The organism is Aromatoleum diolicum (genome assembly GCF_012910955.1).
GTDB lineage: Bacteria > Pseudomonadota > Gammaproteobacteria > Burkholderiales > Rhodocyclaceae > Aromatoleum > Aromatoleum diolicum.
The window spans coordinates 38,071-56,652 of sequence record NZ_WTVQ01000006.1 but is presented as its reverse complement, the minus strand read 5'-3'; the positions used below and the strand labels follow the sequence as shown (position 1 = coordinate 56,652).

Sequence of the window (18,582 nt, the reverse complement as noted above, 5' to 3'; positions counted from 1 at the left end):
ATTCTCTCTTGATGAGGGGAGGGCGGAATCGATTCCGACTTAGTTGCGGGTCTCAAAGACACCCAGCTTCTTGTGCAGTGGCGTTTCGTCGGCGACGAAGAGGAAGGCCGGCTCGCTTCCTGAGCGGTTCGCCAGCATTACCGGGGTGTAGCCAGGGGCGCAGCACGTGTCGGCGGGAGCGAGGGTGAAGGCGTTGTCGCCGATGTCCACGGTGGTGGCGCCCTCGATCAGGTGGAAGACCGTGGCCGGCGAGCGCGCGGGCAGGCGCAGAGTTTCGCCCGGACGCAGCATCAGCGCGGAGTAGCCCAGGATGTTCTGGCAATCGGCGCCAGTTTCCGGGTTGACGTAGGCGACCTGCACGGCGTCGATCCCCGGCTGGGTCTTGGCCAGATTGAGCAGCGCCACACGCGCTTCGGCCCAGGGGTAGCGCAGCATCGGATAGCTGCGCGCACTCTGGCGGGCGAATACCGGCGACGGCACGAGGCCGCCACGTGCGTATTGGCGTTCCATCCGGGTGGTGGTGACCTCCTGGACCTTGCCTTCGACGGCGTACGAAGTCTCGGTGTAATACACGAGCGGCAGGTCCAGCACGTCGAGCCAGATGACCGGTTCGGTGCCGTCGTGGCCGTGTTCATGCCACAGGCCGGTGGGGGTGAGGATCAGATCACCCCGGCTCATCGGGCATTTCTCGCCATCGACCGTGGTGTACGCCCCTTCGCCTTCGACGATCATGCGCACTGCGTTAGGCGTGTGGCGGTGTGCCGGCGCCCACTCGCCGGGCAGCAGGAGCTGCATGCCGAGATAGATGCTCGAGCTCGCCTGCATCTTCTCCAGCCCATGGCCGGGATTGGCCAGCACCAGTACGCGGCGCTCGGCACGTTCGATCGGGGTGAGCTCACCGGCTTGCAGCAGCAAGGAACGCAGCGCCGCATAGGACCAGTGGGTCGGTCGCGTGCGAAGGGCAGGTTTGCCCGGCGGCAGGACCGAGCGGAGACTGGGCCACAGCGGGACGAGGTTCTGCGCGGCAAGTGCTTCGCGGTAGTCGAGGGGCAGTTCTTCCAGGGTGCCGAGAGTGTGCATGGCGTTAATTCCTGTGTCGGGGGTATCGGAAATTGGTTTGTCGGGCGATGCGACGGAGAGCTCAGGGCGCTTGTCGCGTGCCCAGGCCCATGGGCGCGGGTGTCCGCTCGACGATGTGGCGGAAGAGCGTCAGAAAATGCGCGCCCTCTTGCTTGCCTGCGAGCGGGTCGCAGTTCTCCTGGAAGGCATGCGCGATATCGGCCCAGTCGTCTTCCGTGAGGCAGTCTTCGCCGATGGGCAGGAGCTCTCGTTCCTCCATGGCCATGTGCTTCCAGGTGAATTCGGCGTAGCGCTGGACGGTGAGGTCGAGGGCCTCCAGCGCTCCCGCCACACCGGCCTCGTAGTTGCCGAGGGCCTTGCGCAACAAATCCAGCTCCGCTTCGCCCGCCGAGTGCTGCTGGAGGAGCGTTTCGATCAGGCTGTCGGCAGCCCGCGTTCGCTCCTGGATGCGGGCGAACAGCCACGCATCCTCCTTGGGATGGTGGAGGCGCTCCGGGAAGGCGTCGATGTAGTAGATCATCGACCACAGCAGGCGGAAGTCCGCCGACATCCGTCCGTCGCGGATTTCGGTGACGATCGACTTGATATTGTTGATGACGGCAGCCAGCGCGCGATGTTCGGCGCGGATGATGCCGGTTGCGATGGATCTCGGATCGTTCATGCAATCACCTCGTTATTAACCCGGCAGCCAGTTATCGTTCGGGCTGAGCTTGTCGAAGCCCTGGCAGCGCCCTTCGACGGGCTCAGGGCGAACGGTTGTATTTCTTGTTGTCGATGGCGCAACCGTCATACGCCGAGGTACTCATGTACGACCCGCGGATCTGCGCGCAGCGCGGACGAGTCGCCGGACCACACCACCTGCCCCTTCTCGATGACGAAATGACGATCGGCGAGATCGAGCAGCGGCCTGAGGTTCTTGTCGATGACGATGAGGGACAGCCCCTCCGCCTTGAGTTCGCCGAGCGCGTGCCAGATCTCCGCTCGGATCAGCGGGGCGAGTCCTTCGGTCGCCTCGTCGAGCACCATGAGTCGCGGATTGGTGAGGAGTGCCCGGCCGATCGCGAGCATCTGCTGTTCGCCACCCGAGAGCTGTGAGCCGAGATTGGCGCGGCGTTCGCGCAGGCGGGGGAAGAAGCCATAGACCCGGTCGAGCGTCCAGGGCTTCAATGCATGGTTGCTCCGGGCTCGCGCGGTGGCGACGAGGTTTTCCTCGATCGTCAGGTTGGGGAAGATCTGTCGCCCTTCGGGGACCAGGCCGAGCCCGCGTTTGGCGATCTGGTAAGAAGGCAGGCCGCCGATCCGTTCGCCGGCAAACTCGATGGATCCATTGGTCACTTCCAGCAATCCGAAGAGGCACTTGATGGCCGTGGAGCGCCCCATGCCGTTGCGCCCGAGCAGCGTGACCACCTCGCCTTCGCCCACCGAGAAATCGATCCCGAAGAGGACCTGGGCCTGTCCGTAGCCGGCTCGCAGGCCGTCGACCTTGAGCAGCGCGTTCATGCGACCACCTCTTCTTCGCCCAGATAGATCGCCCGAACTTCAGCGTTGTTGCGGATTTCCTCCGGAGTGCCGGTGACCAGCAGCTTCCCGTAGACCAGCACGCTGATCCGGTCGGCGAGGGCGAACACTGCGTTCATGTCGTGCTCCACCAGCAGGATCGTGTACTTGCGCTTGAGCGACTGGAGGAGCGTCACGACGGCGGCCGACTCCTGCACGCTCATGCCGGCCATCGGCTCGTCGAGCAGCAGAAAGCGGGGCCGCGCCGCCAGGGCCATCGCGAGCTCCAGTTGGCGTCGCTCGCCATACCCCAGATCGGACGCCGGGCTGTCGGCGAGGGCGGCAAGGCCGGCGGCGGCGATGCCCTCGTCGGCCGCGGCGAGCGCCTCCTTGTCGCCGAGCAGGCTCGTCCAGAAGGAGAAGGCGTGCCGTTGCGTTCCGAGTGCTGCGAGGGTCGCGTTCTCGCGGACCGTGAACTCGTCGAACACCGAAGTGATCTGGTAGGAGCGCAACAGGCCCTGGCGCGCGCGTCCGTCGATGCCCGTCGCGGTCACGTCCTTGCCGGCGAAGCGCACGCTGCCGCTGTTCGGCGCCAGCTCTCCGGAGAGCTGGTTGATCAAGGTCGTCTTGCCCGCACCGTTGGGGCCGATGATGGCGTGCAACTCCCCCGCCTGCACTTCCAGCGACACGTCGTCGGTGACCACCAGCGCGCCGTAGCGCTTGGTGAGTTTTTCGGTCTGCAGCAGGGCGCTCATGGCCGGACTCCCGATTCCGCCAGCAGCGGCGCCTTCGCGCCCCTGCCCGCGGGACTGTTGGAACGAATTGGACGGGCGAGCAGGCCGGCGATGCCCGCCTTGCCCAGCAGGGCGACGCCCAGGATCAGGAGGCCGAACAACGCCATCCAGTGCTCCGTGAAGGCTTTCAGCACTTCTTCGATGCCAAGGAAGGCGACCGCGCCGAGGAAGGGTCCGAACACCGAGCCCATGCCGCCGAGGACCACCATCACGATGAGCTCGCCGGAGACCATCCAGGACATGCTGCTCGGCGACGCATAGGCGTTAAGGTTGGCGAGCAGCATCCCGGCGAGCCCGCACAGCACCGCTGACAGCACATAGGCGGTGAGCTGGTAGCGCGAGAGCGCGAGGCCGACGGAGGCCACTCGGCGCGCGTTCTGCCGTCCGGCACGCAAGGTCACGCCGAAGGGCGCTGAACGCAGCCGGGCGATCCATACCGTGAGGGCCACGAGGAGACAGAAGGCGACGCCATACACGGCGTTGCCGGAGCTCAGGCTGAAGCCGAAGAACTCACTCGCAGCGGAAATCGCCATGCCGTCGTCGCCGCCGAACTGCTTCAGGCTGACCACCAGGAAGTACCCCATCTGCGCAAATGCCAGCGTGATCATGATGAAGGCGATGCCGGAGGTGCGCAGGCTCACGTAGCCGGTCAGGAGTCCCACCACGCCGCACGACGCGACGCACGCCGCAAGATGCACCCATCCGTTGGCAATGCCGAAGTGGGCAGGCAACGCCACGCTGTACATGCCAAGCCCAAGGAACAGCGCGTGGCCAAGGCTCACCAGTCCGCCCAGACCCAGCGCCACGTTCAGCGCCGTGGCCGCGATCGCGTAGATCAGCACGCGGGCAAAGAAGGTGGTGAAGAAGGGCTCGTCGGCGGCCGCTGCGGCAAAGGGCAGCAGCGCGAGACCGGCGAGCAGGACCACCGGCACCAGGTCGCCGGTTCGTAAGGACATTCTCATGATTTACCCCTTGTGTGCGGGAAAGAGTCCCTGCGGACGGACGGCGAGGACCACCGCCATGAGGAGGTAGACGAGCATCGAAGCCAGCGCGGGGCCTGCCGCGTTCGCGATGTCGCGGCTCGCGAACTCGCGCATCAGCAGCGGCAGATAGGTGCGCCCGAGCGTGTCGGTCAGGCCGACGATGATCGCCGCGTAGAACGCGCCGCTCACCGAGCCGATGCCACCGATGACGATGACCACCAGGGTAGTGATCAGCACCGGCTCGCCCATGCCACTCTGGACCGAGAGGATCGGGGCTGCCATGGCGCCGGCGAGCGCGGCGAGCGCCGCGCCGAGCGCGAACAGCATCGCGTTGAGAAGCCGGATGTTTACCCCCAGGGCGCCCACCATCTGCGGATTCACCGAACCCGCGCGCACCAGCATTCCGACCCGGGTCCGGTGGATCAGCCAGCTGCTGCCCACTGCCACCGCCAGTCCCACTGCGATGATGAGAAAGCGGTACGCGGGATAGGTGAAGCCGAAGATCTCGATCGTCCCCGACAGGCCCTCGGGCAGCGCCACGAAGAGCGGTTGCGGTCCCCAGATCATGCGCGTCACCTCGTTGAAGAACAGCACCAGACCGAAAGTGGCGAGCACGTGGTCGAGGTGGTCGCGCCGGTACAGCCGCGAAACTGCCACCGATTCGAGCAGCATGCCCACCACGGTTCCGGTCGCGAGTGCCGCGAGTGCACCCAGGGCGAAGGACCCGGTCGCGCCCGTTACCACCGCCACGGCATAGGCGCCCAGCATGTAGAGCGAACCGTGCGCGAGGTTGACGAAGCTCATGATGCCGAAGACCAGGGTGAGCCCTGCCGCAAGCAGGAACAGCAGGACGCCGTATTGCAGCCCGTTAAGCAACTGCGCGAGCAAGAGCGAGAAGGTCATGACGATTACCTCGGCTTGCACTGGGCCGCGTAAGCGTCCTGATGCTCGGGGAGCGGCGTTCCCATAAGTTTGGCGGTGATGCGGCCGCCCTCGCTCACGGTCTGGAAGGCGTAGTAGTTCTGGATGGGGAGGTTGTTGTGATTGAATCGGAACGGGCCGCGCAGCGACTGGAGCTCGGAGCCGGCGGTCCTGACCGCGGCGGCGAAGGCGGCCTTGTCGCTCGTATTGCCGCCCACTTTGCGGACCGCGATGTCCAGCAGGTTCGCCGCGTCGTAGCCGACGGCGGCATAGGCGCTAGGCGCGCGGCCGTACTTCGTCGTGAAGCTGTCGATAAACTCGCGGTTGCCCTGCGTGGTGAGCGCAACGTCCCACACGGCCCCGGACACGGTACCGACCGCCGCGTCGCGCAAGGAAGGAAGCGTCGTACCGTCGACGGTAAAGGCCGACAGAAGCGGGAGCTTCTTGCTCAGCCCTGCCTGGCTGAACTGCTTGACGAAATTGACGCCCATCCCGCCGGGGTAGAACACGAACACTGCGTCCGGTGCGGCGGCCTGCAATTGGGCGATCTCCGCGGAGTAGTCCGGCTGATTGACCTGCGTATAGACCTCGTCGACCACCTCGCCCTTGTAGAATCGTTTGAAGCCGCCGATGTAGTCCTTGCCCGCCTGGTAGTTGGGCGCCATCAGGTAGACTCGCTTGTAGCCCGTGTCCTGAGCGTACTTGCCCATCGCCTCGGCCGAGCCGTCGTTCTGCCAGGCCACCGAGAAGACGTTGGGGACGCAGCCCTTGCCGGCGAGCACGGACGGCCCCGCGTTGGTGGCGATGGCGACCGTGCCGGATTCGACGATGCGTGGCAGGCTCGCCATGAGCACGTTCGAGAACCCCAACCCGACGATGGCGTCTACCTTGTCGCGGTCCACGAACTTGCGCGCGATCTGGTTGCCCAGCTCGGGCTTGAGCTGATCGTCCTCGCGGAGTACCTGTGCTGGTTGGCCGCCCAGCTTGCCGCCGCGCGCCTCCAGTGCCAGCATGAAGCCGTCGTACTGGTCTTGGCCCACTGCGGCCACCGGGCCGGAAAGGGGGGCGGAAAAGCCGATCTTGACGTCCGCGTGCGCGACGCCGGCGGCAGCGACGAGCGCCAGTGCCGACAAGGTCCATCTGTTTCGCGTGTTCATGTGTCTCTCTCTCTCGAAATGCTTGGGGATGGGGGCGGGGATCGTTTTTTTAGTCGAGCGCGACGTAGATGCGCCCGTTCTCGATCTTCACCGGGTATGTCGGTATGTTTTCCGTAAGGGGGGCGCAGAGGGCCTTGCCGGTGCACACGTCGAATTTCCCTTGGTGCAGCGGGCATTCGATCTCGCGACCGTCCAGGAAGCCGTCGCTCATCCTCGCGTGGCCGTGGGTGCAGACGTTCGAGGTGGCGAAAACTTCGCCCTCCACCTCATAGAGGGCGATGTCCTTGCCGGCCACCGCGACGCCGACTACGTCGCCGGCGGGCACCGCATCGCGTGCGACGGCATCAATCCAGTTCAGCAGCATTTCCGGGTTCCTCAGATGGGGTAGATGATCGAGTTCGGGATCATTTCCGTGTCATAGATGCAGAGGCGTGACTGGAGCTTCAGACCCTCCGGCGTGCGCACGATCACGTCGCGGTAATAGCCGCTGTTGAACACCGTCGATTCACCGTCGTACTTGGTGCGCACCACGACGTAGTTGGCCTCGCTGTGGATCGTGTCCGCATCGCGTCCGCCTTCCACCGAAATCACCCGCGGCGTGCCGACGATGTGACGCTGGTAGTAGGGGTCGTGGTACATGGTTTCCTTCACCCCGTAGACCCGGTCCTTGATCATCGCGCGGCTCTCCAGCGCCAGCAGGCACAGGGGCAGGCCCTGTTCGAAGTTCTCGCGCGGCTGCAGGCGGTAGGTGCCGTCCTCGACGAAGAAGTCCGGCCACTTCTCCCAGTCGGCCGAATCGACCGCCATCGCGTAGTCGCTGTAGAGGTTCAGAAGCTCGAAGTAGGTCTGAAAGTCGATTGTCATGTTCATTGCCCCATCACTTTGCGCCAGTAGGCGTACATGCCCCGGATCAGGGTTTCGGTCACCATGTGCTCGGAGTCGCCGATGTCGTAGCCGCCCATCTCCACCACGGTGCGGTGGGCGGGCTTCTGCTCGAATCCCTCCTGAGACCATTCGATGACTTCGCCATCGTCGGCGGAGACAAAACCGGCGGGGCCGAAGAGGTTGGCCTGGATCAGGCGTCGCTGTGTCATCTCTTCGCTGTCGTCATCAAATCCGAAGTGCGTCCACACGAAGTCGAAGGAGCCATGCCCGTTGGGCTGGATGTGGCGGGTCGAGACGCTATTGACCTGCTGCTGGAGGATCACGCTGGGGAACACGGTGGTCATCACGGCCGTGGGACCGTTCCACCAAGGCTCAGGAACGATGTCGAGCAGGCGCGGATCGTTCACCTTCATTTGATCCTTGAAACTGTCCACGCCGCTCACGACCTCGTCGTTCTTGCCGCCCTGACCGCGGGTCGAAATCATCGCGGCGTGGCGGAAGTGCTCGTCCATCCGCAGCTGCGACTTGTTGTCCGCGCGCCACAGACCGAAGGTGGAGAACCAGGTGTGGAGCAGGCCCGGGTGATACGGATCCTTGATGTTCTCCTGCATGAGCTTCCAGTTGCCGGGGATGCGCTGGCGGCGATAGCCGAGCACCTTGAGTTTGCGTCCGTTGAAGACGCGGTCGAAGTACTGCAGGATGGTCGGGCCGAGGAATTCTTCCAGGGGCTCGACATCGTGATCGAAGGACGCAAAGACCACGCCGCCACGCGTGGCCACCTTCAGCTTTGTCAGGCCATGCTCTTCCAGCTTGAATTCGGGCGGCATGCCGCCATTGATCTTGCCTTCCTGCTTGACTCCGCGCCGGAACGGCACGCCTTGCAGGTCGCCCTCAAGGCTGTAGTTCCACTGGTGGTATGGGCAGAAGAAGTCCTTGCGGTTGCCGTGGCGCTCGCGGCAGAAGCGCATGCCGCGATGGGCACAGACGTTTTCCACGACGTTGATCGCGCCGTTCGTGTCGCGGACCATGATCACCGAGCGCTCGCCGATGACGGTGCGACGGAAATCGCCGGGATTGGGGATCTCCGCCTCGAGCCCGACATAGCACCAGTGACCGGAGTAGAAGAAGCGCTCCAGTTCCTGCTGGTACAGGTCGTCGCGGGTGTAGGCCCAGAACGGGATGCGGCTCGATCCTTCGCCCTCCCAGGTGGGATCTTTGGGAAATACCGTGGCATTGCCGGTCATGTTCGTGTCTCCGTGGTTATGGGTATGCAGGGGTAATCCGCTGCGTCGATGTCGCGCGGCGCGGGCGGGGCAGGGGCTAGGTTCCGCTCGGATAGAAGGCATCGGCATGCACATGGGCCGGATTCATGCCCAGGCGCGCGACCAGCAAGCTCAACGCTTCGACCATCACGGGCGCGCCGCACAGGTAGGCACGCCAGCCGGTCAGGTTCGGATGGTCCTGTTCGATCGCATCCGTCACAAGACCGCGCCGTTGTCCGGGCTCGGTGTTGCCGGTGGCGATGACGATGTGCACGGTCAGGTTCGGGTGTCGGGCGGCCAGCGCCTCGAGGCGCTCGGCGTCGTAAAGATCCTGCGGGCTGCGTACGCCGAAGTAGAGCTGGATCGGGTTGGACATCCTGGACTCGAGCGCACCGCGCACGATGGACAGCACCGGGGCGAGTCCGGTCCCGCCGCCGATGCAGAGCATCGGCCCCGGATGGGCGCGGCGCAGGTAGGCGGTGCCGAGCGGGCCGCTCAGCTTGACGGTGGTCCCTTCCTGGACGTGATCGAAGACGTACTCGGTGACGCGCCCTCCGGGGACCTTGCGGATGTGGAACTCCATCTCGTCGTCCTGTGGCAGCCCTGCCAACGAATAGGGGCGCACATGCTCGGGGCTGAACTGCAGTGTCGCGTACTGTCCTGGGGAGAATTCGAGGGGTTTGGCGAGACGAATCCGCAAGCGGCGGATATCGTGGGTGGGCGAATCGACGGCAACAACCGTTCCCTTGATGATGCGTGCGGGGTGAATAACGATCTCGTCCGCCTCGAGGATCTCGATGGCACAGTTGTCGGTGAGGACCGACTGGCAAGCGAGCACGTGACGTTCGCCGATGAGATTCGGCCGCCCGGCTTCCGGTCCCGAATCAACGATGTTCCCGTCGATGATCCGGCAGCGGCAGGTCCCGCAGCGCCCAGACATGCAGCTGTAGGACACGGGAACGCCGTTCTCGCGGAGAACCTCGAGAAGGTTGGCGCCTGAGTCGAAGGACAGGCGGCGGTTCGTGGGTTGTACGAGAAGTTCCATAATCTGTGTCCAAAGCAAACTGTAGCGTTGGGCGGATCATGGAGAAGGCTGTCTTATAAGTCGATAAAGCAAGTATGATTTGCTCCATCACTATCGTGAATATTGCGAGGGGCGCATGCAGCTTCGGGACATCGACCTGAATCTCTTGGTCGTCTTCAATCAGCTACTTATAGACGGGCGGGTCTCAACCGTTGCGGAAACTTTGGGCATCACGCAGCCAGCGGTGAGCAATGCGCTGAAGCGCCTGCGCACGCTGCTCAAGGACGAACTCTTTCTCCGTACTGCGCGTGGCATGGAGCCCACGCCCTTCGCGCTACAACTAGCCGAGCCGGTCGCTTATGCACTGGGGACCCTCCATAGCGCCTTGAACCAGAACGCGACGTACGAACTAGCCACGAGCACAAGAACGTTTACGCTGGCGATTACCGATATTGGCGAGATCTACTTCTTGCCCCATTTGATGGAACTCGTTACACAGCTTGCACCGAAGGTCCGGATTAGTACTGTCCGAAATACCGCGGCCAGTCTCAAGGAGGACATGGAGGCAGGGAAAGTCGATCTGGCGATCGGACTAATCCCACAATTACAGGCGGGATTCTTCCAGCAGCGGCTGTTCAAGCAGCGCTATGTATGCATGTTCCGGCGCGGTCATCCCGCCGCCAACCAGCCAATGACCCTCGAATTGTTCCAGTCGCTGGAGCACGTCTTGGTCGTTGCGGCCGGGACAGGGCACGGCGAGGTCGACACCATGCTCGATCGTGCTGGCGTGCGTCGCAACGTCCGTCTGGCGGTGCCGCACTTTGTCGCGGTCGGGCACATCCTGCACTCGACCAACCTTATTGCCACTGTCCCAGAGCGCTTGGCCATGCGCTGCGTCGAGCCGTTCGATCTCGTCGCTGTTCCGCATCCGGCCAGCCTGCCCGAAATTGCCATCAAACTCTTCTGGCATGCGCGGTATCACCGGGATCCGGCAAACAGATGGCTCAGGCAGCTGATTTTCGATCACTTCAGCGAGAGCGCGGCGGGCAACGACGCGTTGCACTAGACTTCGGCAGGAAGTCCACTTTCCTCGATTCATAAGGGAGGTGCTCGCCGAAATTGTGTGCGAATGAGCCGGTTCGTCCGTCCGGCTACGCTGTGTTGTCCGGCTACGCTGTGTTGTATGGGAGCAGGGATGCTTGCGAGCCGGGTCTGACCGCTGCGCATCCCTTGCAACAAAAGTCTAATCGCCGCCGAAGAGTTTCCCGGCCCCCGCCCAGTCGGACGGAGCAATATCCTCGAAGATCACGTAGATATATTTCGGATCCGTTCCAGTGTTCTTGACGATGCTTTCGGTGATTTCGGCGGCAAGCGCTTGTTTAGTGGGTAGGTCCTTTCCTTCGAACCAGCTAACACGTACTACGGGCATGATGATCTCCTTGTGAGAGAGTTGGGGGGAGGTTCACTAATCCAAAAACAGTTGTAGGTCGGCAGTGAACTGTCAGCCATATGTGGCGTGATCGAACAGCACTTTGGCTTGGTATTCCGTATCGTTCTTGATGAATTGGTTGGCAAATTTCCAGAATTGACGAAGGACGAGGAGGCGTTGACCGTGTGGCGTTCCGTCACCTTCGGTTCCGACCAGTCTTCGTGCGAGTAGATTGAGATGAGGTCATCGACCAATAGGGCCTTGCGGTTGCCATGCGTGCCGATGAAGTCGATATAACGCCTATTCGAAGACGCTCAGGGTGGGACGCAGAACGCTTAAACAGCAACCCATGCGGGGGCAACGGCCGGACCCTTGCCAAGGAAGTAGCCGAAATGGATGTTCATCTCGCCGATCGGCTCAATGAAACGGCTATTCGATAGCGGCCCTGCCTCCACCGGCTCGAAGCCGACCGACTTGGCCAGCGTGCAGACGACATCTTTGGCGGCTGCATCGTCACCGGCGACGAACACTTGCAGCATCTTCCCCTGGCGAGCTTCGGGCGCCAGTAGTTGAGCGAAAATCGTGTTGAAAGCCTTGACGACCTTCGTTTGCGGTGCAAGCGCCTGGATCTCTTCGGCGGCCGAGGTGGTGTGACCAATCACGAGACTTTTGTAGTCTGCGCTGATCGGGTTGGAAATATCGACGAGTACCTTGCCGGTCAGATCTCCTGCGGCCTTAAGGGCTTCGGCCACGGCCCCGAACGGCAGGGCCAGAACGATTACGTCGGCGAGTTTCGCTGCGGCTTCGATTCCGCCACCGACGGCGTTATGAGCGATCCTGGTGGCTAGTGCAGCGGCCTTGGCTGGGTCGCGGGCACCGATTGCGACCTCGTGACCTGCGCCCGCCAATGCCGAAGCCAGACCTGCACCCATGTTGCCCGTACCGATGATTGCGACTTTCATTTGGTTTCTCCGTGTTGAGTGAGTCAGTGCGTTCACTTTAAGACTTGAAACCATAATTGATAAATGGGCAAAATTGGCTATCACTTGAAACGGAATGTTTGTAATGGACAAATTACTGAGCATGAGCGTGTTCGCCAAGGCCGTCGAAGCAGGATCGTTTTCGGCCGCCGGTGAAGCGCTGCAGATGTCCTCACAACTGGTCGGCAGGCATGTCCAATCCCTGGAGCAGCATTTGGGCGTGCGTCTGCTCAATCGCACGACGCGGCGCCAGCACCTCACGGATGTCGGTGCAACCTATTACGAACAGGTTAAGAATATTCTGGCTGACGTCGAGTCGGCGGAAGGGCAGGCAACCGCAACACTCGTTACGCCTCGAGGGCGTTTGCGCATTAACGCTCCCGTCACATTCGGCATCCATGCCTTGTCGAAACACCTGCCTGAATACCTGGGGCGCTATCCGGAAGTGTCTGTCGAATTGTCCCTGTCGAACCGCTACGTGGATCTCATCGACGAAGGGTTCGATGCAGTGGTCCGTATCGGCGAACTCGCCGATAGCGGACTAATCGCACGCCCGCTGGCTCCGTATCGCTTGAGGCTGTGCGCTGCACCTTCTTACCTGGCGAAGAGAGGAGCAATCACTCATCCGGAAGACTTGGTCCGGCATGATTGCCTTGGATTCTTGCATTCCGAATTGCGGACACATTGGACCTTTCAGGGTCCGGAGGGGCCAATCACGGTGCCTGTCTCCGGTCGGTTGATGGTAGACAGCGGAGAGTCGTTGATGGCTGCCGCGCGTGCAGGGATGGGCCTGCTGCTCCAACCCTGCGAACTTGTTCGCGAGGATCTGGCAGCGGGCCGTCTGATAGAACTATTGCCTGACTACCCTGTGCCGACAAGACCGCTGCAAGTACTCTACGCACCTGATCGCCGCATGGGTCCAAAACTTCGCAGCTTTCTTGACTTCGTCGTAACGACATTTGGTTCCGACGCTCAATCCGCAATCGTACCGGCGCTACCGATGTAAGCATCGAATAATGCGGACTGGATTGTGCAAATGCCTCCGCAACCTCAATGCGGACAAGCGAAGGGCGTCTTCGTGTTGGCGCCGGTCAGGAATTGGCAAAGTGTACCGAATGGGAATTGATCAGCCCGGTTCCATACTTTTGCTGTAAGTTCAACGCGCTCCATCCGATGCTGACGATCAGTGCTTGGCCGACACACGGTCATCTATCTGGTCAATTCTTGACCGGCGCCAACAGCCGTAAGAGCAAATGCCCGGGATGGGCGAAGAAGTGTTGGTGACTTCGCTGGCAGGCTGTCGGTCCTCTCGTTCGGCGAACGTGGCCCTGATCCGCACTTCGAGAAAGTGATCGGCGATCGCGTTGACTGCGTCGGAAATCTGGCCTGTCAGTCTTACGCGCTGACGACACGTCTTGGTCAACGCCCCGTCCTCGGGGGCGACATCGTCCTCTCCGAGCAAGATGAGGGGGCAGCATCTCACGCCGGTAGGTCCTGGCGACGTACCGACGCCTTGAATGTCGGCGTAGCTTTTGACGTAACTTCAGTAAACGTTTGCCTTGCATCTCCTTGCCAGAAAGGATTTACGCTGCTGCATCATTGGCGTGTGGCTTTCGAGTGCTTGCGGAGTCATGCCTGTTGCCGGGACGAAAACCCGCCATTTTAACCGACTCTTTTGTGTGACTCCCAACCAACATCCGGACTTTCGGTGGATATCAGGCGGATGAATCCCGGCATAACCACCACAAATATAGCCATGACGCTGCGGTTGCGAGCCTTACATGGCTACATGTAACATGCCGTTACGTAATCAAATTCGTGCCATGTGCGCGGCAGTTTGTCACAACGCATCGCACTGGTGCCACAAGGTCGATCCATTAGATGTCCGTAAGCCAGTCCTGGAAAGAGAAGACCATCGCACGCCTCGCGCGTGAAATCGGCGTGCTGGCCGAAATCATCGTCGATGACGTGATATTCGACCTCGCACTCGATGAGGTGGAAATGGCGCCGCGTCAGCTCATGTCCTTTCTGGCCCGCCTGCAGCGTGAGCTCCCCGAAACAGTCGACCGGGAGGCCATCATCCAGCAGCTCGCCAACGAACTCCTTTCAACTTCGAACCACTGAACCGCACCCATGTCCATCCGCAACAAGCTCATCCTCGGCTTTTCCGTGCTGCTCGCCTTCATCCTGCTGCAAGGCGGTGCAAGTTTCTTCTATGGCTCACGGACCCAGGGGCTGGTCGATACGGCGGTAAACCGAAATTTCGTCGCGACCACCGAGATTACCGATCTGCTCGCAGCGGCACAGCAGTTGCGCCGCCAGGAGAAGGAATATCTCATCTACGTCGGCGACGTCGAAGGGCGCAACACAGTCCTCAAGGACTGGACCGCCACGCACAGCCGTATCGAAGCGCAGCTCGAGGCGATGGTCGCGAACAGCAAAGGCATCTACCAGCCGACCGACAGCGCCGAGTTCGTCCGCTGGAAGGCTGCGCTCGACGAGTACCAGAAGGAATTCACCCGTGTGGTTGAAGGCTTCAGCTACGACGTCTCGATGCTTGATCAGGACGCGGCCGGCGGCAGCACGCAGACCTACAACAAGGCCGTGCGCACCAACGAGGAACTACGCCCCGTCGTCGAACGCTTCGATGCCGGCCTGATCAAGGGCGCCACCCGCATGGCGCGTGCGCGCGCCGACGAATCCGCCGAAGCCTATCGGCGCATTCGCAGCAACTTCGACGTCGTCGATTACGTGAATGCCGGCTTTGCACTCGCCGGCCTGCTGCTTGCCAGCGCACTGCTGTTCACTATTCCGGGTTCGATTACCCGTCCGTTGCTGTCGCTGGTCGAATCGGCCGACAAGATGAGTCTCGGCGATCTCGGCAAGAAGTTCGACGCCGGCGGCGTACAGGATTTTGAGAAGCTCGCTGCGTCGCTGGAACGGATGCGCGTCACGATGGAAGCCATGATCGTTCGCCTCAAGGCGCGTTCCCGCTAAGCACCGCACGCAGCGTTCTAACCCGAATCCCGTCTTACCCAATCGAAACCTCACAAGCAGGAAAATCCGATGCTTTCAAATATTCGTCCGTTACTTATCGCACTGAGCCTTGGCGCTGCCCTGGCCCTGCCTGCCCATGCCCAGCAGACTGCCGCAGTGGCGACCGCTCCGGCTGCAACGGTTGCAGCCAAGCCCGCGCCGCGTACCGCTAAGGCGACGGTCAACGCCCTGACTCCCGGCAATTACGTTATCGACGTCGCACACTCGCACGCGTATTTCTTCATTTCGCACTTGGGTGTAAGCCGCTTCATGGGGCGTTTCGACGACATCAAGGGTGGTTTCGTCGTGGGGCAAAAACCGGGCGATAGCCTGGTCAATGCCACCATTCCGGTGTCGAGCATCAACGCCAAACACCAGAAGCTGGAAGATCACCTCAAGAGCGCCGACTTCTTCGACGCTGCCCAGTTCCCGAACATGAGCTTCGAATCGACGCGCGTGCGCTGGAACAACCGCGGCGAAGGCGTGCTATCGGGCAATCTGACGATTCATGGGGTAACCAAGCCGGTCGACTTCGCGCTGAAAGTGACCGGCGCCGGCAAGGGGCCACGCGGCGATACGCGTGCAGGATTCGAGGGCAACGTAACGATCAACCGCAGCGATTTCGGGATGAACTACGGTCTGCCGCGCATCGTCGGCGACACCGTCGAGATCGCGTTGTCGATCGAGGGCATCCTGCAGCAGCAGTAAGCGGGTATCAGCGCCTGAAAGCAGGACGGACGCTCGGTTCGCGCCCGTCTTGCCTACCTATCGAATTGCCTGTGCGGAGATTCGCCACTCCTTCAATACGCGGCCTTCAACTCGTCCTGAACCAGATTCTGTAACTGCTCATAGCCGAAGCTCGGCATCGGGCGGCCATTGACGAAAAATTCCGGGGTCTTGGTCACGTTGAGTGCGCGTGCATCCTCCAGGTCCTGACGCACCGCAGCTTCGACGGCCGAACTGGCCATATCCGCCTTCAGCTTCGCCATATCCAGCCCGACCCCATCGAGATAGTTCCAGACCAGATCCGGTTGCGGATTGTGGTGGGCCGCCCAGTTCGGTTGCGACGCGAACATCGCCTCCAGCGTTTCCCAGAATTTCCCCTGCATCCTTGCCGCTTCGAGCATTTTCACGAGTTGGTCGGAGCCGTCGTGGAACGGTGCGTAGCGGACGATCACGCGGATCCGTCCCGGCGCAGCGGCCATCATCTGTTTGACGAATGGGTAGAAGCTGCGACAGGTCTCGCAGGCGGGATCGAGGAACTCGACGATGTGCACGCGCGCATCTGCGGCACCGAGCGTCGGCGAGTGGTCGCGTACCAGCGCCGAGCGGTTCTGCGTCACCATGTCGTCAAGCCGCTCGCCTTTCTCGGTGTTATGCACCAGTGTCGCGATCACGAACACCATCATCAACAGCGCCGCGGCAAAACCGAACAGATACTTCTGATTCATTTCGACATCCTGTGTTTAGCGAGAAGCAGCAAACCAATAATCAGGGAAAAGGCCAACAGCGAAAGCATTGGGATCGTGACGAAGCCAAACCATTCGATCTGAACCTCCTTGCACGAAACACCACGCGAGCACGGCTGGATCCTTTCGGGAATCACACCCGCCACCAGCAGCAAATGGAAGAGTGCGACCAACCAGCCGACAAGCGCCAAGGGCAGGGCATAGCGCAGGACCTTACGGTCCAGCGGAAACATGCCTGCGGGCAAGATCAGCACCAATGGGAACATCGCAATGCGCTGCCACCAGCACAGCACGCAGGGCGGCAGGCCCATGACTTCGCCAAGGAACAGGGCTCCCAGCATCGAACCGGCGGCAATCAGCCAGCACAGAAAAACCGGCGTCCAGCCGGCTGTGGGCAAGGGGTTCGCCTGCGTGCTCATGCCGTCCGGGCTCCGATCTGGCGTAAATCAGCTCTCATAAGCAATCAGGACCACATCAGCCGCCTGTTCGCGTAACGGGATCAGTGCCTGGTACTCTGCCGAGTTGAACCAGCCGTTCACCGCATCGACATCGGGGAAACGCACCACCACGGTGTCCGTGTGCGCGTGCTCGCCACCCAGTACGGCGACACGGCTACCGCGAAATACCAGCTCCCCGCCCCATCCACTGAGCGTACCGGGTACGCGCAAGCAGTATTCGGCCCACTTTTCGGCATCCTTGATGGTGATATGGCCAATGGCGTAGGCAGGATTTTTCGGCGTCATCGATGTCCTGGTCGGGAGAGTGTTTCGTTGCAAAGCCGATAGGGAACAGAGCCACAGTGACACAGATACCGAGGCCGTCCAGTTGCGCAAGAGCGCGCGATTATATCCGAGTCATAGGGGCCGGTTGGGGTAGGGAGTGTGGTTCGCATGTTTCGTTATATGGAAATTAACTCTTGTACGTTGTCCGGGAAACCGACATCGGCTATCGTCGAGCCCCTCTCAATTAACAGTCCGCTATCGGAGCGCCGCCATGAACAAACTCACCAGTCTGTTGCTTGCCGCCGGACTCGCTTTTGCGACGAGCGGGCACGCGCAGTCGAATCTGCTCAACGTTTCTTATGACGTCGCGCGCGACGTTTACAAGGACTTCAACCCGCTGTTCCAGAAGCACTGGAAGGAAAAGACCGGCGAGACCGTGGAGCTCCGTCAGTCGCATGGCGGTTCGTCGAAGCAGGCGCGGGCGGTGGCGGACGGCCTCGAAGCGGATGTGGTGACCATGAACCAGGCCACCGACGTCGACTTCCTCGCCGAGAAAGGCCTCGTCGCGACTGACTACACCAAGCGCTTCCCGGACAGCGCCTCGCCCTACACCTCGACGATGGTGTTCATCGTGCGCAAGGGCAATCCGAAGGCAATCAAGGACTGGAACGATATCGCCAAGCCCGGCGTGCAATTGATCATCCCGCATCCGAAGAACACCGGCAACGGCCGCTACTCGTATCTCGCTGCGTGGGGCTATGCGCTCAAGCAGCCCGGCGGCAACGACAAGACGGCGCAGGAATTCGTCGGCCAGCTTTTGAAGAACGCGCCACTGTTCGGTTCCGGCGGGCGCGATGCGACGACGACCTTCATGCAGCGCAAGATCGGCGACGTGCTCGTCACTTTCGAGTCGGAAGCCGAGCTGATCGCCAAGGAATTCGGACGTGGCGAGTTCGAAGTGGTCTACCCGAGCCTGTCGATTCTCGCCGAATTCCCGGTCGCCGTAGTGGAGAAGGTTGTCGACAAGAAGGGCACGCGCAAGGTCGCGCAGGCCTATCTGGAATACCTGTGGTCGAAGGAAGGGCAGGAGAATGCAGCGGCCAATTACCTGCGTCCGCGCAATGCCGAAGTCCTGAAGAAATACGCCGCGCAGTTCCCCCCGATCAAGACCTTCACCGTTGATGAAGTGTTTGGCGGCTGGAGCAAGGCCTCGGCGGCACACTTCAAGGACGGCGGCAGTTTCGACCAGATCTACGTTCAGAAGTAAAATACGCGACTTTTAGGCTGAAGCGGCCCGCCTCGCGGGCCGTTCGCTTTTCGACTTTTCCGTTTTACGGCTGATC

General features: G+C 61.7%; 22 protein-coding genes. 6 read left to right on the top strand and 16 right to left on the bottom strand.

What is annotated here, in order from left to right; translation table 11 throughout:
* Positions 1-39: 39 nt before the first annotated feature.
* The 11 genes from GPA25_RS05265 to GPA25_RS05215 form a co-directional block, all read right to left on the bottom strand.
* Entirely contained in the window at positions 40-1,080 is a 1,041-nt protein-coding gene (locus GPA25_RS05265; RefSeq protein ID WP_169259315.1) for a cupin domain-containing protein, read from the bottom strand.
* A gap of 61 nt (positions 1,081-1,141) precedes the next feature.
* The gene (locus GPA25_RS05260) at positions 1,142-1,741 is read right to left on the bottom strand and encodes a hemerythrin domain-containing protein (RefSeq protein WP_169259314.1); all 600 of its coding nucleotides are present in this window, start codon (positions 1,739-1,741) and stop codon (positions 1,142-1,144) included.
* A 125-nt stretch (positions 1,742-1,866) separates the two neighbouring features.
* The gene (locus GPA25_RS05255; RefSeq protein ID WP_169259313.1) at positions 1,867-2,580 is read right to left on the bottom strand and encodes an ABC transporter ATP-binding protein; all 714 of its coding nucleotides are present in this window, start codon (positions 2,578-2,580) and stop codon (positions 1,867-1,869) included.
* Complete coding sequence (locus GPA25_RS05250; protein ID WP_169259312.1) at positions 2,577-3,332, bottom strand: ABC transporter ATP-binding protein; 756 nt, start codon at positions 3,330-3,332, stop codon at positions 2,577-2,579. Before GPA25_RS05250 ends, GPA25_RS05255 begins: the two co-directional genes overlap by 4 nt.
* The gene (locus tag GPA25_RS05245) at positions 3,329-4,333 is read right to left on the bottom strand and encodes a branched-chain amino acid ABC transporter permease (RefSeq protein WP_169259311.1); all 1,005 of its coding nucleotides are present in this window, start codon (positions 4,331-4,333) and stop codon (positions 3,329-3,331) included. The genes GPA25_RS05250 and GPA25_RS05245 overlap by 4 nt, the downstream gene beginning before the upstream one ends.
* 3 nt (positions 4,334-4,336) lie before the next feature.
* Positions 4,337-5,257, bottom strand: coding sequence for a branched-chain amino acid ABC transporter permease (locus GPA25_RS05240; protein WP_169259310.1), 921 nt, complete (start codon positions 5,255-5,257; stop codon positions 4,337-4,339).
* A gap of 5 nt (positions 5,258-5,262) precedes the next feature.
* The gene (locus tag GPA25_RS05235; RefSeq protein WP_169259309.1) at positions 5,263-6,432 is read right to left on the bottom strand and encodes an ABC transporter substrate-binding protein; all 1,170 of its coding nucleotides are present in this window, start codon (positions 6,430-6,432) and stop codon (positions 5,263-5,265) included.
* 49 nt (positions 6,433-6,481) lie between these two features.
* Complete coding sequence (locus GPA25_RS05230) at positions 6,482-6,796, bottom strand: non-heme iron oxygenase ferredoxin subunit (RefSeq protein ID WP_169259308.1); 315 nt, start codon at positions 6,794-6,796, stop codon at positions 6,482-6,484.
* Positions 6,797-6,807: 11 nt separating this feature from the next.
* Positions 6,808-7,296: an aromatic-ring-hydroxylating dioxygenase subunit beta gene (locus tag GPA25_RS05225; protein ID WP_169259307.1), complete on the bottom strand. Its 489-nt coding sequence runs from the start codon at positions 7,294-7,296 to the stop codon at positions 6,808-6,810.
* A gap of 2 nt (positions 7,297-7,298) precedes the next feature.
* Positions 7,299-8,561 carry an aromatic ring-hydroxylating dioxygenase subunit alpha gene (locus GPA25_RS05220; protein WP_169259306.1) on the bottom strand — a complete coding sequence of 421 codons (1,263 nt, stop codon included), beginning with the start codon at positions 8,559-8,561 and terminating at the stop codon, positions 7,299-7,301.
* Positions 8,562-8,637: 76 nt separating this feature from the next.
* A complete protein-coding gene (locus tag GPA25_RS05215; RefSeq protein ID WP_169259305.1) occupies positions 8,638-9,624 on the bottom strand; it encodes a 2Fe-2S iron-sulfur cluster-binding protein in 987 nt (328 codons plus the stop codon).
* A 115-nt stretch (positions 9,625-9,739) separates the two neighbouring features.
* Here GPA25_RS05215 and GPA25_RS05210 point away from each other — a divergent pair, with 115 nt between their 5' ends.
* Positions 9,740-10,669 (top strand): LysR family transcriptional regulator, encoded by a 930-nt coding sequence (locus tag GPA25_RS05210; RefSeq protein ID WP_169259304.1) that lies wholly within the window; start codon positions 9,740-9,742, stop codon positions 10,667-10,669.
* Positions 10,670-10,846: 177 nt separating this feature from the next.
* Here GPA25_RS05210 and GPA25_RS05205 read toward each other — a convergent pair whose 3' ends face one another.
* Together GPA25_RS05205 and GPA25_RS05200 are read right to left on the bottom strand one after the other, a co-directional pair.
* Entirely contained in the window at positions 10,847-11,032 is a 186-nt protein-coding gene (locus tag GPA25_RS05205) for a tautomerase family protein (RefSeq protein WP_169259303.1), read from the bottom strand.
* Positions 11,033-11,367: 335 nt separating this feature from the next.
* Positions 11,368-11,994, bottom strand: coding sequence for an NADPH-dependent F420 reductase (locus GPA25_RS05200; RefSeq protein WP_211162959.1), 627 nt, complete (start codon positions 11,992-11,994; stop codon positions 11,368-11,370).
* A gap of 103 nt (positions 11,995-12,097) precedes the next feature.
* Here GPA25_RS05200 and GPA25_RS05195 point away from each other — a divergent pair, with 103 nt between their 5' ends.
* From GPA25_RS05195 to GPA25_RS05180, 4 genes are all read left to right on the top strand, one after another.
* The gene (locus GPA25_RS05195) at positions 12,098-13,018 is read left to right on the top strand and encodes a LysR family transcriptional regulator (protein WP_169259302.1); all 921 of its coding nucleotides are present in this window, start codon (positions 12,098-12,100) and stop codon (positions 13,016-13,018) included.
* 875 nt (positions 13,019-13,893) lie between these two features.
* The gene (locus GPA25_RS05190; RefSeq protein WP_169259301.1) at positions 13,894-14,136 is read left to right on the top strand and encodes a DUF8082 domain-containing protein; all 243 of its coding nucleotides are present in this window, start codon (positions 13,894-13,896) and stop codon (positions 14,134-14,136) included.
* A gap of 9 nt (positions 14,137-14,145) precedes the next feature.
* Positions 14,146-15,009, top strand: coding sequence for an MCP four helix bundle domain-containing protein (locus GPA25_RS05185; RefSeq protein WP_169259300.1), 864 nt, complete (start codon positions 14,146-14,148; stop codon positions 15,007-15,009).
* A 69-nt stretch (positions 15,010-15,078) separates the two neighbouring features.
* Positions 15,079-15,756 (top strand): YceI family protein, encoded by a 678-nt coding sequence (locus tag GPA25_RS05180; RefSeq protein ID WP_169259299.1) that lies wholly within the window; start codon positions 15,079-15,081, stop codon positions 15,754-15,756.
* A gap of 92 nt (positions 15,757-15,848) precedes the next feature.
* On the opposite strand, the gene GPA25_RS05175 is transcribed toward GPA25_RS05180, so the two are convergent.
* From GPA25_RS05175 to GPA25_RS05165, 3 genes are read right to left on the bottom strand one after another with little or no spacing between them, the layout of a single operon-like run.
* Complete coding sequence (locus tag GPA25_RS05175) at positions 15,849-16,499, bottom strand: DsbA family protein (protein ID WP_169259298.1); 651 nt, start codon at positions 16,497-16,499, stop codon at positions 15,849-15,851.
* Positions 16,496-16,936, bottom strand: a complete 441-nt coding sequence (locus GPA25_RS05170) for a disulfide bond formation protein B (protein ID WP_169259297.1) — start codon at positions 16,934-16,936, stop codon at positions 16,496-16,498. Before GPA25_RS05170 ends, GPA25_RS05175 begins: the two co-directional genes overlap by 4 nt.
* 27 nt (positions 16,937-16,963) lie before the next feature.
* A complete protein-coding gene (locus GPA25_RS05165) occupies positions 16,964-17,260 on the bottom strand; it encodes a DUF1330 domain-containing protein (RefSeq protein WP_169259296.1) in 297 nt (98 codons plus the stop codon).
* A 250-nt stretch (positions 17,261-17,510) separates the two neighbouring features.
* Between GPA25_RS05165 and GPA25_RS05160 the strand changes: the two genes are divergently transcribed.
* Positions 17,511-18,506 carry a sulfate ABC transporter substrate-binding protein gene (locus tag GPA25_RS05160; RefSeq protein ID WP_169259295.1) on the top strand — a complete coding sequence of 332 codons (996 nt, stop codon included), beginning with the start codon at positions 17,511-17,513 and terminating at the stop codon, positions 18,504-18,506.
* Positions 18,507-18,582 lie beyond the last annotated feature (76 nt).

Bases quoted from the DNA above. Each gene is read 5' to 3' on its own strand.
- GPA25_RS05265 (WP_169259315.1), bottom strand. From the start codon at position 1,080: ATGCACACTCTCGGCACCCTGGAAGAACTGCCCCTCGACTACCGCGAA.
- GPA25_RS05260 (WP_169259314.1), bottom strand. From the start codon at position 1,741: ATGAACGATCCGAGATCCATCGCAACCGGCATCATCCGCGCCGAACAT.
- GPA25_RS05255 (WP_169259313.1), bottom strand. From the start codon at position 2,580: ATGAACGCGCTGCTCAAGGTCGACGGCCTGCGAGCCGGCTACGGACAG.
- GPA25_RS05250 (WP_169259312.1), bottom strand. From the start codon at position 3,332: ATGAGCGCCCTGCTGCAGACCGAAAAACTCACCAAGCGCTACGGCGCG.
- GPA25_RS05245 (WP_169259311.1), bottom strand. From the start codon at position 4,333: ATGAGAATGTCCTTACGAACCGGCGACCTGGTGCCGGTGGTCCTGCTC.
- GPA25_RS05240 (WP_169259310.1), bottom strand. From the start codon at position 5,257: ATGACCTTCTCGCTCTTGCTCGCGCAGTTGCTTAACGGGCTGCAATAC.
- GPA25_RS05235 (WP_169259309.1), bottom strand. From the start codon at position 6,432: ATGAACACGCGAAACAGATGGACCTTGTCGGCACTGGCGCTCGTCGCT.
- GPA25_RS05230 (WP_169259308.1), bottom strand. From the start codon at position 6,796: ATGCTGCTGAACTGGATTGATGCCGTCGCACGCGATGCGGTGCCCGCC.
- GPA25_RS05225 (WP_169259307.1), bottom strand. From the start codon at position 7,296: ATGACAATCGACTTTCAGACCTACTTCGAGCTTCTGAACCTCTACAGC.
- GPA25_RS05220 (WP_169259306.1), bottom strand. From the start codon at position 8,561: ATGACCGGCAATGCCACGGTATTTCCCAAAGATCCCACCTGGGAGGGC.
- GPA25_RS05215 (WP_169259305.1), bottom strand. From the start codon at position 9,624: ATGGAACTTCTCGTACAACCCACGAACCGCCGCCTGTCCTTCGACTCA.
- GPA25_RS05210 (WP_169259304.1), top strand. From the start codon at position 9,740: ATGCAGCTTCGGGACATCGACCTGAATCTCTTGGTCGTCTTCAATCAG.
- GPA25_RS05205 (WP_169259303.1), bottom strand. From the start codon at position 11,032: ATGCCCGTAGTACGTGTTAGCTGGTTCGAAGGAAAGGACCTACCCACT.
- GPA25_RS05200 (WP_211162959.1), bottom strand. From the start codon at position 11,994: ATGAAAGTCGCAATCATCGGTACGGGCAACATGGGTGCAGGTCTGGCT.
- GPA25_RS05195 (WP_169259302.1), top strand. From the start codon at position 12,098: ATGGACAAATTACTGAGCATGAGCGTGTTCGCCAAGGCCGTCGAAGCA.
- GPA25_RS05190 (WP_169259301.1), top strand. From the start codon at position 13,894: ATGTCCGTAAGCCAGTCCTGGAAAGAGAAGACCATCGCACGCCTCGCG.
- GPA25_RS05185 (WP_169259300.1), top strand. From the start codon at position 14,146: ATGTCCATCCGCAACAAGCTCATCCTCGGCTTTTCCGTGCTGCTCGCC.
- GPA25_RS05180 (WP_169259299.1), top strand. From the start codon at position 15,079: ATGCTTTCAAATATTCGTCCGTTACTTATCGCACTGAGCCTTGGCGCT.
- GPA25_RS05175 (WP_169259298.1), bottom strand. From the start codon at position 16,499: ATGAATCAGAAGTATCTGTTCGGTTTTGCCGCGGCGCTGTTGATGATG.
- GPA25_RS05170 (WP_169259297.1), bottom strand. From the start codon at position 16,936: ATGAGCACGCAGGCGAACCCCTTGCCCACAGCCGGCTGGACGCCGGTT.
- GPA25_RS05165 (WP_169259296.1), bottom strand. From the start codon at position 17,260: ATGACGCCGAAAAATCCTGCCTACGCCATTGGCCATATCACCATCAAG.
- GPA25_RS05160 (WP_169259295.1), top strand. From the start codon at position 17,511: ATGAACAAACTCACCAGTCTGTTGCTTGCCGCCGGACTCGCTTTTGCG.